Origin of the sequence: Rahnella sp. NRRL B-41462, assembly GCF_003263525.1 — a bacterium.
Lineage (GTDB): Bacteria > Pseudomonadota > Gammaproteobacteria > Enterobacterales > Enterobacteriaceae > Rahnella > Rahnella aceris.
In genome coordinates, this window is sequence record NZ_JYDF01000038.1 from 38,232 (window position 1) to 54,030 (window position 15,799).

Annotated in this window: 11 protein-coding genes and 2 pseudogenes; 6 read left to right on the plus strand and 7 right to left on the minus strand. The window is 53.1% G+C overall.

What is annotated here, in order from left to right; all coding sequences use genetic code 11:
* Positions 1-14 precede the first annotated feature (14 nt).
* Positions 15-498: pseudogene (locus UC14_RS10435) on the minus strand (Hcp family type VI secretion system effector).
* A 181-nt stretch (positions 499-679) separates the two neighbouring features.
* A complete protein-coding gene (locus UC14_RS10440) occupies positions 680-1,603 on the minus strand; it encodes a ketopantoate reductase family protein (RefSeq protein WP_112197652.1) in 924 nt (307 codons plus the stop codon).
* A gap of 156 nt (positions 1,604-1,759) precedes the next feature.
* On the opposite strand from UC14_RS10440, the pseudogene UC14_RS10445 reads away from it, so the two are divergent.
* Positions 1,760-2,530, plus strand: a pseudogene (locus UC14_RS10445) (Fic family protein); the annotation flags it as partial.
* Between the two features lie 55 nt (positions 2,531-2,585).
* Here the strand turns inward: UC14_RS10445 and UC14_RS10450 are convergent.
* From UC14_RS10450 to rhaS (UC14_RS10465), 4 genes are all read right to left on the minus strand, one after another.
* Positions 2,586-3,548 (minus strand): ABC transporter permease, encoded by a 963-nt coding sequence (locus UC14_RS10450; RefSeq protein WP_099049221.1) that lies wholly within the window; start codon positions 3,546-3,548, stop codon positions 2,586-2,588.
* 56 nt (positions 3,549-3,604) lie between these two features.
* Entirely contained in the window at positions 3,605-4,618 is a 1,014-nt protein-coding gene (locus UC14_RS10455; RefSeq protein ID WP_013578027.1) for an ABC transporter permease, read from the minus strand.
* Positions 4,615-6,129 carry a sugar ABC transporter ATP-binding protein gene (locus UC14_RS10460; RefSeq protein ID WP_037032735.1) on the minus strand — a complete coding sequence of 505 codons (1,515 nt, stop codon included), beginning with the start codon at positions 6,127-6,129 and terminating at the stop codon, positions 4,615-4,617. Before UC14_RS10460 ends, UC14_RS10455 begins: the two co-directional genes overlap by 4 nt.
* Positions 6,130-6,197: 68 nt before the next feature.
* Positions 6,198-7,190, minus strand: a complete 993-nt coding sequence (gene rhaS, locus UC14_RS10465) for a rhamnose ABC transporter substrate-binding protein (protein ID WP_112197654.1) — start codon at positions 7,188-7,190, stop codon at positions 6,198-6,200.
* A gap of 401 nt (positions 7,191-7,591) precedes the next feature.
* On the opposite strand from rhaS (UC14_RS10465), the gene rhaS (UC14_RS10470) reads away from it, so the two are divergent.
* The 4 genes from rhaS (UC14_RS10470) to UC14_RS10485 all read left to right on the plus strand — a co-directional run bounded on the left by rhaS (UC14_RS10470) (position 7,592) and on the right by UC14_RS10485 (position 11,922).
* A complete protein-coding gene (rhaS, locus tag UC14_RS10470; RefSeq protein WP_013578030.1) occupies positions 7,592-8,416 on the plus strand; it encodes an HTH-type transcriptional activator RhaS in 825 nt (274 codons plus the stop codon).
* Positions 8,417-8,611: 195 nt separating this feature from the next.
* On the plus strand, positions 8,612-10,051 hold the full coding sequence (aldA, locus tag UC14_RS10475; RefSeq protein ID WP_037032738.1) for an aldehyde dehydrogenase: 1,440 nt from the start codon (positions 8,612-8,614) through the stop codon (positions 10,049-10,051).
* Positions 10,052-10,122: 71 nt separating this feature from the next.
* Positions 10,123-10,704, plus strand: a complete 582-nt coding sequence (locus tag UC14_RS10480) for an LUD domain-containing protein (RefSeq protein ID WP_013578032.1) — start codon at positions 10,123-10,125, stop codon at positions 10,702-10,704.
* A 141-nt stretch (positions 10,705-10,845) separates the two neighbouring features.
* On the plus strand, positions 10,846-11,922 hold the full coding sequence (locus tag UC14_RS10485; RefSeq protein ID WP_112197655.1) for a hypothetical protein: 1,077 nt from the start codon (positions 10,846-10,848) through the stop codon (positions 11,920-11,922).
* Between the two features lie 20 nt (positions 11,923-11,942).
* Here UC14_RS10485 and UC14_RS10490 read toward each other — a convergent pair whose 3' ends face one another.
* Complete coding sequence (locus UC14_RS10490) at positions 11,943-12,701, minus strand: alpha/beta hydrolase (RefSeq protein WP_112151465.1); 759 nt, start codon at positions 12,699-12,701, stop codon at positions 11,943-11,945.
* A gap of 787 nt (positions 12,702-13,488) precedes the next feature.
* Between UC14_RS10490 and pqqU the strand changes: the two genes are divergently transcribed.
* On the plus strand, positions 13,489-15,642 hold the full coding sequence (gene pqqU, locus UC14_RS10495) for a TonB-dependent receptor PqqU (RefSeq protein ID WP_112197656.1): 2,154 nt from the start codon (positions 13,489-13,491) through the stop codon (positions 15,640-15,642).
* Positions 15,643-15,799 lie beyond the last annotated feature (157 nt).

Consider the following 15,799-nt stretch of genomic DNA (forward strand, 5'->3'; position numbering starts at 1 on the left):
AGCCCCTTTTTTAATCATGCGGTTTGGCGATCATTCCACGAGTCAGCAAAGATAATGTTCCCATCATTATGCTTCCAGGTGATTTTCTCGTAACGCAACTCAACAGTTTCCATATGATTTTCATTCGGATTGCTGGCTGCGGCCATTGCTGGTGTAATCGAAACGATACGCACCTTTTCCAACAGCATGTTGAAATACTCCACTTCCTGACCAGCATCATTTATCCGATACCATTTGATTTCAGCTGAAGCAAGGCATTGACCCGTTGCCACTGCCTTGTAGATGTATGGGCTGGACGAATCGAACTCTTTAACCACAAGCAATGGTGAGTGCATAACGTGTACCCGTCACTTTGCCCGTAGCGTTATCAGTGGGAATCATTAAGTTGTGGTGAAAACCTCGAACCTCGATACTGTATTCCCGATGTTTGACATCCACACCGCCTTTAATCAGTGCACCGCCGTCGTCTTTAAGCCATAAATATGCCGGGATTGCCATTTCCGAAAATTCCTTTTTAAAAGTGAGGCTTCAAATTATTCCTTTGTTCAGCCAGGCACAATTAGCGACTGTTGTAATAGACTGATTTTCAGATGTTTATTATTCATGGCGGGTTATCATTGGGATGAATGTTGAATGCGCCCGTTCAGCATTTTAACTTGCATAAACAGGCGCAAAAACTTTACTGTTTTACGCCGTTCTTCTGATAAACACACAAATGCGTATACGCCGCCTGTAACAGCGGAATAGTAATCCCCACACGCGTAGCACGTTCTACCAGATCGCCAATAATCTGCTCAGCTTCGATGGGGTAACCCTGCATCATATCGCGGTACATGGAAGAGGTTTGCGGCGAGTTTTTATCAGTGACAGCGTCCCTGACTTTTGCCACGGAAGCGGCGCGTTCCGCGTAGCCAAAGGCTTTCATGGTGGTCAGCGCCTCGGTGACAATGGCATTCGCAAACTCCGTCCCGCCCGGCGCAGAAGCCACTTGGCCGATATTGCCGCGCATGGTGCAGGTGATGGCGCCGAAGCTTGAAAGCAGCAGCCATTTCTCCCACAAATCACTGATAATGGTTTCAGAAAGCACCGCCTCGATATCCGCACTCTGGAATGCCTGATCGACTTTCAGGATGCGTTCAGTTTTTTCGCCGGAGAGTTCACCGTAAATAATCTGATGCATTGGCGTCATCTGGTGAATATGTCCGTCAGTATCCAGCGTCGCGTTGATTTTGCACAAACCACCGATTAACGCATGCTCACCAAAACGCAGGCTCAGCGTCTCCATATGTTTCATCCCGTTAAGTACCGGCATCACCATGGTGTTTTCACCGACAACCGGTGCGATATCTTTCATTGCCGCTTCCAGCCCGAAACTTTTTACAGTCAGCAAAATCAGGTCATAAGGCCCGGTCAGCTGCGATGCCTGTAAGACATTGGGCTGGAAATGGAAATCACCGTGCGGACTGTGAATCGTCAGCCCGTTTTGCTCAACCACAAGCGCGCGTTTTTCACGTAAAAGAAACGTCACATCCTGCCCGGCCTGCGCCAGCCGCGCACCAAAATATCCGCCGGTCGCGCCAGCTCCCACCACTAAAATTCTCATGCGTTATCCTTTTTTATCAAGACATTCAGAAACCCTGTGTTTGTTTAAACTACGGGAGGAGGGCGGCAGGGATCAAGAGCCATGATGAATGAGGGATTTTTGAAGATTTTGCCGCGTGATACTATGCCCCATCACTATTTCAACAAGGAGCACTGAATGGCAGGTTATCAGCCTCCGTACAGTATCACACCGCAGATCCTCAACCGGGTTGTGGACGTCGGGGAATTGCTGGGGCGTTGGGCTGCGCATGCTGAACAGTCATCTGTGCTGCTGCGAAAAGAAAACCGTATCCGCACGATTCAGGCTTCACTCGCTATCGAACACAACAGCCTGTCGACACCGCAGGTGACCGCCATTATGGAAGGCAAACGCGTGCTGGCGCCGCAAAAAGATATTCAGGAAGTGCGTAACGCCATTCTGACGTACGAACAGTTACCGGCATTGAAAAGTCATCGTCTTGAGGATGTTCTGAAAGCTCACCAGACGCTGATGCTCGGACTGGTGGATGCGCCCGGCCACCTGCGCAGCGGCAATGTGGGTGTGTATCGTGACAATCGGCTGATTCATATGGCACCACCGGCCGGGCAACTCCCGCGTCTGATATCAGATTTGCTGAACTGGCTGAAGGAAACGGATATCCACCCGCTCATCGCCAGTTCGATTTTCCATTATGAGTTTGAATTTATTCACCCGTTTGCTGACGGTAACGGCAGGATGGGGCGCTTATGGCAGACGCTGATCCTCAGCCAGTGGCGTTCAGAGCTCGCCTGGCTGCCGGTAGAAACGCTGATCCATAATCAGCAGCAGGATTACTACCGCATTCTTGGCGAATGCGATCGTGCCAGTGACTGCACGGCATTTATCAGTTTTATGCTCGATAAACTGGCGGAAGCATTACGTGAAGGCATTGAAACGCAATCCTCACACTGAACGTCAATGACTCATTCGACACCCCCCGCCCGAAGACGGGGGAGTTACACCGCTATTTCCCCCGCGCCAGAACCTTGCGGTACAGCACCGGCAGTGAAATCACCACGATCAACATCGCACCGACAATCACCGACATCACGATGCCCGGCACATTCAGCAGACTGAGGCCGAAAGTCAGCAGCCCCATCAGAAACGCGGCAATAATTACGCCGGTCATGCTGCCGGAACCACCGAGCACGCTGACACCGCCGAGCACGGCCATGGTAATCACGCTCAGTTCCCAGCCGAGAGCCAGTGTTGGCCGCGTGCTGCCAAGCCGTGACGTCAGCAGTACCGCCGCCAGTCCGGACATTACGCCGACCAGCACGAACAGCGTCAGATTATGGCGTTTCACGTTAATCCCGGAGTACCACGCGGCGACCGGATTGTTGCCGATGGCATAGGTGCGGCGTCCAAAGTTAGTTTTGTGCAGCAGGAAATAAAACACCGCGCCCAGCACCAGGAACAGCGCGAATTCAAACGACAAGGGCCCCCAGACATAGCCCTGACCAAACCACGCGAAACTGGCGGGATATTTATTCAGCGACTGATCGCCGAGCAGCACGTAGGTGATGCCACGGAACAAACTCATGGTGCCGATGGTAATCACGATAGACGACAGATTCAGCCGGGTGACCAGCAGGCCGTTAATCAGCCCGCACAACAGGCCGACGCTCAATCCGACACCGACCAGCGCCGGTGTTGGCAAACCGGCCTGCGCGCAGAATCCCATAATGGTGGAACTCAGCGCCATGGTTGAAGCGACCGACAAATCGATTTCCCGGGCGATAATCAGCATCGCCATCGGCAGCACAATGATGGCTTTTTCGGTGAAGTTAAACGTTGCGTCCGACAGGTTCCATATATTGAGGAAATACGGCGAGGCGAACGCATTCACCACAAATACCAGCAGCGTCACCAGCAGTAAAAATCCTTCCCAGCACATCAGGCGGCGGAAAAACGGCGTGACAGCCATGGTGGTGTTTTCTCCGGCAGCGGAGTGCGGCGTGTTGCGCGACGTTAAGGTCTTGTTCATGATCTTACCCCGGTTTCAGTTCGCACAGGCTGGACGGCGGGAGAGTGGCGCAGAATCAGCCGTCCTTTACGTTTGTTGGCGCGTTCGTTGAGGATGACGGCAATCACAATCACGCCGCCAGAAATCGCCATCTGCCAGAACGGCGACACTTCAATCACCGGCAGGGCATTGTTGATGACGCCGAGGAACAGCGCGCCCAGCAGGCAACCGACCACCGAGCCGATGCCGCCCATGGTGCTGATCCCGCCAATGACGCAGGCTGCAACAATTTGTAATTCAAAGCCGTTGGCGACGTCCACGTAAGCCACGGCGAAGCGTGAGATCCACAGATAGCCGCAGAAACCCGCCAGCGCGCCGGAAAGGCAGAAGCTGACGAACTGCATTTTGCCTGCGTTGATGCCGGTGTAATACGCCGCCGTGGCGTTGCCGCCAGCCGTGTAAAGTGCGCGTCCGGTCCGGCTGTAACGCAGGAAATACGCCACCAGAATGAGTGCGGCAATCGCACACCAGCCAAGCAGCGGCAGACCAATAAAGGTGGCGCGTGGCAGACTGAGGAATTCCGGGCTCATCTGATGGGCATTGATCCAGCCGCCGTTTGAGAGCAGGAAGATAATGCCGCGATAAATGCTCATGGTGCCGAGCGTCACCACAATCGGCGGAATACCGACTTTCCATACCAGGAGGCCATTAATCGCGCCCATCACCAGCCCGAGTACAGTGGCCAGTAATACCAGTGACCACACCGGAATATCGGGGTGATGGAAGTTAATCAGCGCGACGATCATGCCGGTCAGCGCCAGATTGGCGGCCATCGACAAATCGATACCTTTGGTCAGCAACACCATCATCTGGCCGAGCGCCAGGATGATCAGAATCGAGGTATCGTTAAACATCTCCAGCAGGTTTCCGGCACCGATAAACTCCGGCGAGCGCACGCCGACGCCCAGCACCATCAGCACTATCACCACCGCCAGCAGCAGCTCGCGATATTTCAGCAGGTTTCTGATCATGCTGCCTCCTCGCCCGCGCCGCTGGCGGCACTGACAATCATTTCTGCGCTGGCTTCACCGGCGTTGAATTCGGCGACCATCAGTCCTTCATGCATCACAATGATGCGATCGGCCATGCCCATGACTTCCGGTAATTCGGAAGACACCATAATCACTGCCAGCCCGCGCCCGACCAGTTCAGACATAAACTGATGCACTGCCGCTTTCGAGCCGATATCAATGCCTTTGGTCGGTTCATCGAGAATGATGATGTCCGGTTTGGTCGCCAGCCATTTGGCGATCACCACTTTCTGCTGATTTCCGCCCGACAGCGTGCCGACGGCCTGTTTCCAGCTTGACGCTTTCACCTGCAACCGTCTGGCGTAATCATCGGCCAGCGCCCACTCTTTTTTGTCGTTGAGCACGCCGCGCGGATTAAGCTGGCTGAGCTGCGGCAGGCTGATGTTCTGGCTGATGGGCAAATCAATAATCGCGCCTTGTTTCTGGCGCTCTTCCGGCACATACACAATCCCCGCGCGGATGGCCTGAGAAGGGCGGGAAAAATGGTGTTCTTTGCCGTTGATCAGAATTTTGCCGCCGTTCGGTTGCGTGACGCCAAATAACGCCTGCATCAGTTCGGTTCTTCCCGCACCGACCAGCCCGTAAAAACCGAGGATTTCGCCTTTGCGCAGTGAGAAGTTAATGCCTGCGAATTCGGTCGGATGGCTGAGGTTTTGCACTTCCAGTACCGTGTCGCCCGGTTCGCAGTTCACTTTCGGGTAAGCCTGACTGACTTCACGTCCTACCATCATGGTCACCATCTGCTGTTCACTGATGTCGCTGATTTTGCCGGATCCGACATAGCTGCCGTCGCGCAAAACGGTGTAATAATCGGAAATGGAGAAGATCTCGTCGAATTTGTGCGAGATAAACAGAATCGCTTTACCCTCCTGTTTCAGGCGTTCGACAATCTGATAAAACTCAACGATTTCATGCTGAGACAGGGCGGCGGTGGGTTCGTCGAGAATGACCACCTGCGCATCAAACGACAGCGCACGGGCGATGGCCACCATATGGCGCTGCGCAATGCTTAACTCTTTCAGAATGGCATGCGGATCAATGTTTACTTCCAGACGCGTCAGAATATCGCGTGCCTGCTGATGCATCGCCGGCCAGTTCAGACGTTTAAAAATGCCGCGGTAAAGATAGTGACCGACGAAGATATTCTCGGTCACGGAAAGCTCGTCAAACAGCACGGTTTCCTGATGAATGGCGGTGATGCCGATTTTGTGTGCGGATTCCGGATTCGGCAGTTTTATCGGAATGGCTTTATAGTGCAACTCGCCTTCTTCCGGCTGATAAATGCCGGTCATGACTTTCACCAGCGTCGATTTCCCCGCGCCGTTTTCGCCAATCAGGGCGGTTACTTTTCCCGGATACAAATCCACATGAACGTTATTTAACGCCCTGACACCCGGAAAGACTTTGCTGATGCCCTTCAATGACAACAACGGTGTCGCTGAATCACTCATGGAGTTTCCCCTGTCTGGCTAAGTACAACAAAACGGCTGAACGGTAACCCGGTCAGCCGCATTCAGGATCAGAAGATTTTAGAGAATTTATCGATGTTGCTGGCGTCGTAGACAAACGGTTCAGCCATTGCGCCGCTGCCGTCTGCATCGAGTTTCACTTTGCCTAAACGGCCCATGCTGGCTTCGGTTTTAGTGGCGGTGCCTTTCACCAAATCATCAGCCAGATAAGTGGCGGCGTAACCCAGATCAATCGGGTTCCAGATAGCAAAACTTTTGGTTGCGCCCGATTTTATTGCGCCCGCCATTTCAGACGGCAGCCCCAGTCCCGTTACATACACCTTGCCGATTTTGCCCTGATCTTTCACTGCCTGTGCGGCCGCCACGATACCCACGGAAGAAGGGGAAATAATCACTTTCAGGTCCGGATAGGATTTCAGCAGGCCAATGGTTTCGCGGTAGCTTTTATCTGACAGATCATCGCCATAAGCGACCGTCACCAGATTCACCGAAGGGTATTTCGGCAGCACTTTTTTCATTTCCGCAATCCACAGATTCTGGTTGGTGGAGGTTGGCGTGGCGCTCAGGATGGCTACATCGCCTTTTTCTACGTTCAGGGCTTTCAGCGCATCGGCGGCCAGTTTGACGTTGGTTTCGCCAATCAGCGCGTTGTTAGACGGATTAAGGTGGATCTGGCGGCCCTCTTTGGCGACACCGGAATCCCACGACACGACTTTAATGCCACGTTGCATGGCTTTTTTCAGCACCGGCACCAGCGCATCCGGGTCATTGGCGGAGACAGCAATGGCATCGACGCCCTGGGCGATCAGGCCATTGAGCACTTCTATTTGCGCCTCGGCGGTAGTGGTGGTCGGGCCGGTATAAATCACTTTCACATCGCCCAGTTCTTTAGCTGCCTGCTGTGCGCCAACGTTTGCTGCTTCAAAAAAACCATTACCCAACGATTTTGCTACCAGGGCGATCTTCACTTCTGCCGATGCCGCGCCTGCCAGCAGGATGCTGCTCGCCATCAGGGTAAGGCTCAGTACGTGTTTTAATTTCATTTTTTGTACTCCGCATAAGTCCGCATAAAGTTTAACGACCAAAAAGTTGCCGACGCGCCAGGCGCATGATCACGACTCTAGGAGGTTGCTGACAGCCTCACCTTTCCGCGAGTGCCAGTTCAGTGCGAACTATGGCAAAGACGCAAAGGTTTGAGCGAACAACCTCACAATTTGATAACAATCTTATTTCAGGCAGGCTAAACGGTCAGAAAAACACACATTACCGGTTTCAGAAGACCGCACTGAAATAAGGCATAAAGCTACGCAGTACGCCGGATTGCACCGGATTTCATCAGGCGGGAAATGTTTTGTTCAAAAGCGGCTGGCGGATCACAGTTTCAGCCCGATGGCTGCCCCGGCGACGACTAAGATATTACGATAGTGTTAATAAGGAGTCGGAAATGACCGTGTTACGCAGTAGTGAGTATTTCCCCTCAGGAGATTTCCCGGTCGCCATTGAACCCCGTTATCCGCAGGAAACTTTTCCTGAACATCATCATCAGGATTTCAATGAAATTGTCCTGGTCGAGCAAGGTACCGGCACGCACGTTTTTAATGACCAGCCGCTGATCCTCAGCGCGGGGAGCGTCTGTTTTGTGCGTCACAGCGACCATCATCTTTATGAAGATACCGAAAACCTGCATCTGACCAACGTGCTGTATCGCAGCCCGAACGCGTTTCGTTTCCTTAATGGCGTCGGTGATTTATTGCCGCAGGAAGTGGACGGGGTGTATCCGGCGCACTGGCGCATCAGCCCGACTCAGATTGTGCAGGCCAAAACGCTGATTAATTTGCTGGCGCGACAACCCGCCACGCAATCGCCGGAATCTCAGGCTCAGCAGGAATTATATTTTATGCAGCTCTTATTATTGCTGCGCAAAGGCAGCCGTGATGTCGGATATCGCGGGCAGGGCGGTGATCTGAACAATGTTCTGGACTGGATGAATGAGCATTATGATGAGGAAATCGACTGGCCGGCACTGGCCGCGCAGTTCTCGATGTCGCTGCGTACCTTGCATCGTCAGATGAAACAACAAACCGGCTGCACGCCGCTCAATTACCTCAACCGCCTGCGTCTGCTCAATGCGCGCAACATGCTGCGTTTCAGCGACAGCCCGATCACCGAGATTGCCCACAACTGTGGTTTCTGCGACAGCAATTACTTCTCCACATTGTTTAAACGTGAATTTGGCTATGCACCCAGAAGTGTTCGTCAGTATCAGTAAGCGGAACCCTGTATTTTGCAAAATTGTTATGTCGGGCCGTCCGACCATGACATTTTTGCCATTTCTTAAAATTAAGTGGCAATCACGGAAAGGTAAAAACCAGACGGATAGAACAGGCTGTTAAAACTTCACAAAAAAGAACTTTTTTATTAACAACTCGTTCATCAACTCTATCCGTATTTTGGAGACCCTTACATGAGCACAGTTCAGAAACGTATGTACATCAACGGCGAGTTCGTTGAAAACACCGGCGGTAAGTGGATCGACGTTGTGAACCCGGCGACAGAACAGGTGATTTCGCAGATCCCTGAAGGCTCAGCAGAAGACGCCAGAAAAGCCATTGATGCAGCAGAAGCGGCGCAGCCGGGCTGGGAAGCGTTACCTGCGGTAGAGCGCGGCGTGTGGCTGCATAAAATCGCCGACGGTATTCGTGAGCGCGAGGCTGAACTGACGGAAACCATTATCGCGGAAGGCGGCAAAACTTACGGCCTGGCGCAAACCGAAGTACTGTTCACCGCCGACTACCTTGATTACATGGCGGAATGGGCACGCCGTTACGAAGGCGAAATCATTCAGAGTGACCGGCCAAATGAAAACATCTTTGTGTTCCGCAAAGCCATCGGCGTGACCACCGGTATTCTGCCGTGGAACTTCCCGTTCTTCCTGATCGCCCGTAAAGCCGCCCCGGCGCTGATCACCGGCAATACCATCGTCATCAAACCGAGTGAAATCACGCCAAACAATGCGGTGATTTTCGCGGAAATTATTCACAAAATCGGCCTGCCAAAAGGTGTGCTGAATATTGTCACCGGCTACGGCCCGACCGTCGGGCAGGAACTGGCGGCGAATCCTAAAGTCGGCATGGTCAGTCTGACCGGGAGCGTGGCTGCAGGTATCGCCACCATGACTGCGGCGGCACAGAACGTCACTAAAGTCTCACTGGAACTGGGCGGTAAAGCACCAGCCATCGTGATGAATGACGCCGATTTGGATCTGGCGGTGAAAGCCATCGTGAGCTCGCGCGTCATCAATACCGGGCAGGTGTGTAACTGCGCGGAGCGTGTTTACGTGCAGGAAGGCGTATACGACGAATTCATTTCGCGCATCAGCGAAGCGATGAAAAAAGTGACGTTCGGCAATACCGCCGAGCAAAAAGAGCTGGATATGGGACCGCTGATCAGCGCGGCGGCATTGCAGCGTGTGGAAGATAAAGTGGCGAAAGCCGTGTCACAGGGCGCAAAAGTGCTGCTGGGCGGCAAACGTCATGGCGACAAAGGTTTCTTCTATCAGCCGACGGTGCTGGTGGATGTGAAGCAGGACATGCCGATCATGCATGAAGAAGTGTTTGGTCCGGTGCTGCCGGTCGCCACGTTCAAAACGCTGGATGAGGCGATTGCCATGGCAAACGACAGCGAATATGGCCTGACGTCATCGATTTACACCAGCAATATAAATACGGCGATGAAAGCGCTGAAACAGCTGAAATTCGGCGAGACTTACATCAACCGTGAAAACTTCGAAGCCATGCAGGGCTTCCATGCGGGCTGGCGTAAGTCGGGCGTCGGTGGTGCCGACGGTAAACATGGCTTGCAGGAATATCTGCAAACGCATGTCGCGTACCTGCAGTTCCATTAATTAACACACTGTGGCCGGAGCAGGGGAACCTGACTCCGGTTTTGCTGACTTTCACCTGACAAGGAAACCCCATGAGCCGCAACGATTTCCTGACCGGCATTCGTCAGCATAAATTCATGCAAACGCTGTTCCCGCCACCGGCTGAAAAATCCCATCCGCAGCAAGAATTTGGCCGTGCGCTGACCCTGATGGGCGGTATCTGGGATGACCGGTTCCTGCGGGCACCGCAAAATGGCTACACCACGCTGAATGCCTATCTGCGCGGGTTATATCCGGCAGACTCGCTGTTTTGCTCCGCCACGCCGGAGATTATCGCAGAGAGGAGTCTCGACGCCCGTACTCAGGCGGCATCGCTGAAAGATGTTGATGTCGGCGTGGTCCGTGCCTGTTTTGGTGTCGCAGAAACCGGCGCAGTCTTTCTCAGTGATCCGCAACTTTGTGTGAACACCCTCAGCGCGATGGCTAAAAACCTGGTCGTGCTGCTCGACGTTAACCACATCATCGAACATCTGCATCTCGCCCACCGTCAGCCGCAGCCTTTTAATGCCCGTTACGCGATTATGGTCACCGGCCCGGCGGCGATCGCTGACAGCGAAAGTGCGCTGATGCTGGGTGCCAAAGGCGTCCAAAGCCTGCGGGTGATCGCGCTTTAAGTCCGAAAACCCACGGATCCTGCTGTACTCACCCCGCTTAAAATAACTCCTGTAAATAAAATAAATCCTATCTGATACAATCAGTAAACGGGTGCACAACGGGCGTGCCCTGACTTTTTACGGCAAGTGAGTGCGGCAACCATGAGCGTGATACAGAGCCTTATCAAACAAGCATTTGGAACCGGTAACAGCAACGAAGCAGCCACTTTCCTGGCCAGTGCGTGCAACCGGATGAAAGCCATGGATAAAACAACCATCGCCCGCGAAGTGGAAAGCGCGCTCAGAGGCATCAGTTTCAGCCGCGCCGAGACAGATAAGGCAAAAGTAAAAACTGTTTATAAAGACACCGCCGTCACGCTCGAAAAGCTCGCCTCACTGGAAAAACAGGTGTGCAGCCTGAAGAATGAACTGGCCGTTGCGCGTAACCAAACAGGCAAAGGCAATACAGAAGACGCTGAGCGGATGAAAGGGGAGTTGTTGCGTCTTAACACCCGCATCAGCGAACTGCTTCGACAATCTGACATACAGAAAAAGCAGCACGCCGATGAACTGGCATTGTTGCGTTCGCGCCAGCGTGCAGACGGCCATTCAAACTCCGCAGAACTCGATGCCGCCAACAGCCTGATTGCGTATACCGGCAGTCAGATGACCGCGATGGCGGCGGCGCGTGATGCGCTGCAACAGCGTTTAACCCGGCTGGAAACCGAGTCGGAACGCCGGGTGCGTGAGGAAGAAGATAAACGCCATGCCGCCAACCGCCGTGCTGACGGGAATTACGCCCTGCTCGGACAGCAGAAAGAACTGACGGCCGAGGCGAACCGTAAAATCACGCAGCTACGGGCCAGCCTGAAACTCGAAGAGTATGAAGGGCAGAACGCGAAGAACGAAAAGGCAAAACTGAAGAAGCAGATGGCCGAGCTGGAAGATGAAAACAGCCGCCTGGCCGAACGCTTGTGTGATAACGAAGAAGACTGCGAACGGCTCAGTAATGCGCTGGAAAGAACAAATCAGGAATTTGCTGCCTACAAAAAGCAAAAAGAACGCCTGACCCGCTGGATCCACATACCCGGCGCCATGATGGGGATTTCCGTCGTCGCGCTGGTATTGTACTCAGATGCCCAACCCGGACATCTGTTTGACAGTCTCGCCCCCGCTGTATTTCTGGGCAGCGTCGTCTATGCCCTTTCCCTGATGATTGCGTTTACCCGCAGGGCGTAACCGGGGGGCGTTGCCTGCCTTTACTTCACTGCCCCCATTGCCGCCTGCTCAATCAGTGCGGCCACTTCTTTTGGATGTGATTCATAAACGGAATGGCTGGCGCCTGCGATTTCCACGGTGTGGCTGTGTGCGCGTTTGGCGTACATGCGTTCTAAATCAGGGTTAATGATCTTGTCGGCCTTCGCCACCATGTACCAGCTCGGTTTCACTTTCCAGGCCGGATCAGGAATGTTCGCAGTAAATACGCTGGCGGATGTCAGCATCTGGGCCTGCGCTTCAAATTCAGCCTGTTTACGTGGCAGGTCTGCGGCGAAATCAGACGGGAAATTGGCCGGATTGATGTACAGGAAACCGTCCGGCGTTTTCACAAACGGATGCGCTGAGTTCGGGAATTTCTTACCGTTAATCGCTTCGGTTTCCCCGTTGTCCAGCGCATGCGCCGCGATATACACCAGCCCCGCTACGTGCGGATCGTTGCCTGCTTCAGTAATAATCGCGCCGCCATAACTGTGGCCGACCAAAATGGCAGGGCCGTTTTGCCTGTCCAGAATACGTTTAGTGGCTGCAACGTCTTCGGCAAACGACGTCAGTGGTTCCTGTACCAGTGTCACTTTATAGCCATCGCGGGTCAGAATGTCATACACCGGACGCCAGCCAGAGCCGCCAACAAATGCGCCGTGAACCAGCACGATATTTTTCACTGGCGCAGCGGTGGCTGCCTGGGAACCGAACGCCGCAGTGGCGGCAAACAACAATGTTGAAACTACACGTAAACGCATGGCACGACCTCTTTTACTGTGATCAGAAATGAAACTCAGTGTGTGATGCCACTTTGCGTGTGGCGCTCTGACAGAGGAGTGACCTGCGGATGACAAAAAAGTCATAAAGCCGCTGACCCGCAGGATGCGGTGAAAACGTTTCCCCGGGTTTATTTGCGGGTATTTTAAGCGCCGTGAGAATTCTCCATTTTATATCTTTTGTAAAGACGCCACGGTTTCATTACACGGAACTTATCGTCTGAAAAAACAGCGATGAATATGCCGCTGTCTTGAAATAGTGGTCTATATTTATTCTGAGGTCTGCGCCTTCGTCTGGATTTCGAAAGACAAAAAGGAATTAGCCAGCTGAGAATATTCTCTGATAAATACGCATCAGGTGCATTTTTGTTTTCCGGTAAATCACCTAATTATCAGTTGGTTGTATATTGTGTAATCGTTACCACTGAGGCGCGGATAAATACCGGGAGATCGTTGGATGATTTTTCGAATGAAAGCGGATGTTTATTTTGTGTCGGAATATAAACGGTATCAGACGAATAAAACCCTGTATTTTGCGCGGAGATAGAATTTGAAAATGGCGTCAGATGTACACTGCGTGCGGTATTTTGTTAAAAAGTTATATTTGTAAAGTTGCGTATGTACTAACAGGAAGAAAAAATCTATAGTGAGCCCCTTCACGGCTCTCAATCAGATTGGTCAATTTATGTCTACTTCTTATGTCCAGAATTGAGAGATGCGTCGTATTTTTTGACTCAACCTTTTAACGTAAAACAAAAGAACTCATAAAGTGAACGCCAAAACCTCTGCTTTTATCATCACGTTTTTGTCATTTTTTAACCCGGTATCAGTCAGTTACGCCCAGTCTTCGACAGCGTCGCCGAAAGATGATGCGGGTGACACCGCCGGCTCATCAACAATGATGGTCATCAAGCGTGAAAGCACCGGTAAATTATCCGAACTCGATACCCCGGCGGCAGTCAGCGTGATTGATGGCGGGGATTTCAGAAACAGCAAAGCGCAGGTCAATCTGTCTGAAAGCCTTGGCAGCGTCCCCGGTTTACAGGTTCAGAACCGCCAGAACTATGCGCAGGATCTGCAACTTTCCGTTCGCGGATTCGGCAGCCGTTCCATGTATGGCGTGCGCGGTGTGCGTATTTACGTTGATGGTATTCCTGCCACCATGCCGGACGGGCAGGGACAGACCTCCAATATCGATCTGAACTCGGTAGAGCGTGTTGAAGTGCTCCGCGGGCCGTTCTCAGCGCTGTACGGCAACGCCTCCGGCGGCGTGGTGAACGTCGATACCCAAACCGGTTCACAGCCTGCCAGACTGGAAGCGGGCACTTATTTCGGCAGCTACGGTTCGTTTCGTAACAGCGTCAAAGCCAGCGGCGCAACCGGCGACGGCACCCATGCCGGTGATGTGAATTACCTGATTTCCGGTTCCCGTTTCACCACTGACGGCTACCGTGACCATAGCGGTACGCAGAAAAATCTCGGCAACGGCAAACTGGGCGTGCGTATTGATGATGACAGTACCCTGACGCTGATGTTTAACAGCGTGTCCGTGGATGCCAACGATCCGGGTGGCCTGACAGAATCTGAATGGCATGATGACCCGAAGCAGGCCAAACGCGCCGATCAGTACAACGCCCGTAAGAGTCTGGATCAGACACAAGTCGGGTTACGCTATCAGCGTCAGATGGGCGAAAACGACGAGTTCAGCCTGATGACTTATCACGGCGAACGCCACACGACGCAATACCAGACCATTCCGGCGGCATCGCAGAAAAATCCGCTGAACGCGGGCGGGGTGATTGTTCTGGAACGTAAGTATTCCGGTGTGGATACCCGCTGGAAACATGACGATCAGATAGGTTCCGTGCCGTTTTCCGTCACCGGCGGGCTGGATTATGAAACCATGACCGAGCGTCGTTTCGGTTATGAAAACTTCAATGATGAAGGCGATCTGGGCGTGAAAGGCGACGAACGCCGTAACGAAAAGAACGTGATGTGGAACCTCGATCCCTATCTGCAAACCACGTGGAACCTGACATCGCGCTGGACGCTGGATGCCGGTGCGCGTTACAGCACCGTGAGTTTCGACTCGCAGGATTATTACATTACCGGCAGCAACCCTGATGACAGCGGTTCGCGCCGTTATCACAAACTGCTGCCGATGGCGTCCCTGAACTATGCCGTGACGCCTGCACTGAACACTTATATTTCGGCCGGGCGCGGTTTCGAAACGCCGACCATTAACGAGCTTTCTTACCGCACCGACGGTAAATCTGGCCTGAATCTGGGACTGGAACCTTCCACCAGTAACACCGTGGAACTGGGCAGCAAATGGCGCGTGGGCAACGGTTTAGTGACCGCTGCCGTCTTCCAGACCGATACCGATGACGAGCTGATTGTGGCACAAAGTGTCGGCGGGCGGTCAAGCTACACCAACGCCGGTAAGACACGCCGTCGCGGTCTGGAACTGTCGTTAGATCAGCAGATTGAAGAAAACTGGCGCGTGAAAATGGCCTGGACGCTGCTCGATGCTACTTTCCGCAACGAGACCTGTGGCGCGGGTGATTGCACACCAGCAGGCAACCGACTGCCGGGTATTGCGCGCAACATGGGCTACGCTTCTCTTGAGTGGGCGCCGGTTGACGGCTGGCACGCGGGCGCCGATGTGCGATACATGAGCGACATTGAAGTAAACGACGAAAACAGTGAACAGGCCCCCGCTTATACCGTGGCCAGCGTGAATGCGGGTTACCGCTTCAACTGGAACAAAGTGACGCTCGATTTGTTTACCCGCGTCGACAACCTGTTCGACAGAAATTATGTCGGTTCTGTGATTGTTAATGAAGGCAATGGCCGTTATTTCGAACCGGCACCTGGCAGAAACTACGGTGGCGGCGCTACGCTTTCTTATAGTTTCGAATAACTTTTAGTCAGTACGTTCAGTCAGCAGAACAATGAACCACGCGGTGCTGCCCGTTACCTGCACTTTTTGAAGCGGGGCAGCACATGCAAGGAATGACACCCGGTGAGAACCGGATGTTCTTGAAGATTCGGCTCATGCCTGAATCGACGATTATAAA

Bases quoted from the DNA above. Each gene is read 5' to 3' on its own strand.
- rhaS (WP_013578030.1), top strand. From the start codon at position 7,592: ATGACCGTGTTACGCAGTAGTGAGTATTTCCCCTCAGGAGATTTCCCG.
- UC14_RS10450 (WP_099049221.1), bottom strand. From the start codon at position 3,548: ATGGCTGTCACGCCGTTTTTCCGCCGCCTGATGTGCTGGGAAGGATTT.
- UC14_RS10440 (WP_112197652.1), bottom strand. From the start codon at position 1,603: ATGAGAATTTTAGTGGTGGGAGCTGGCGCGACCGGCGGATATTTTGGT.
- rhaS (WP_112197654.1), bottom strand. From the start codon at position 7,190: ATGAAATTAAAACACGTACTGAGCCTTACCCTGATGGCGAGCAGCATC.
- UC14_RS10480 (WP_013578032.1), top strand. From the start codon at position 10,123: ATGAGCCGCAACGATTTCCTGACCGGCATTCGTCAGCATAAATTCATG.
- UC14_RS10460 (WP_037032735.1), bottom strand. From the start codon at position 6,129: ATGAGTGATTCAGCGACACCGTTGTTGTCATTGAAGGGCATCAGCAAA.
- UC14_RS10455 (WP_013578027.1), bottom strand. From the start codon at position 4,618: ATGATCAGAAACCTGCTGAAATATCGCGAGCTGCTGCTGGCGGTGGTG.
- aldA (WP_037032738.1), top strand. From the start codon at position 8,612: ATGAGCACAGTTCAGAAACGTATGTACATCAACGGCGAGTTCGTTGAA.
- UC14_RS10490 (WP_112151465.1), bottom strand. From the start codon at position 12,701: ATGCGTTTACGTGTAGTTTCAACATTGTTGTTTGCCGCCACTGCGGCG.
- UC14_RS10485 (WP_112197655.1), top strand. From the start codon at position 10,846: ATGAGCGTGATACAGAGCCTTATCAAACAAGCATTTGGAACCGGTAAC.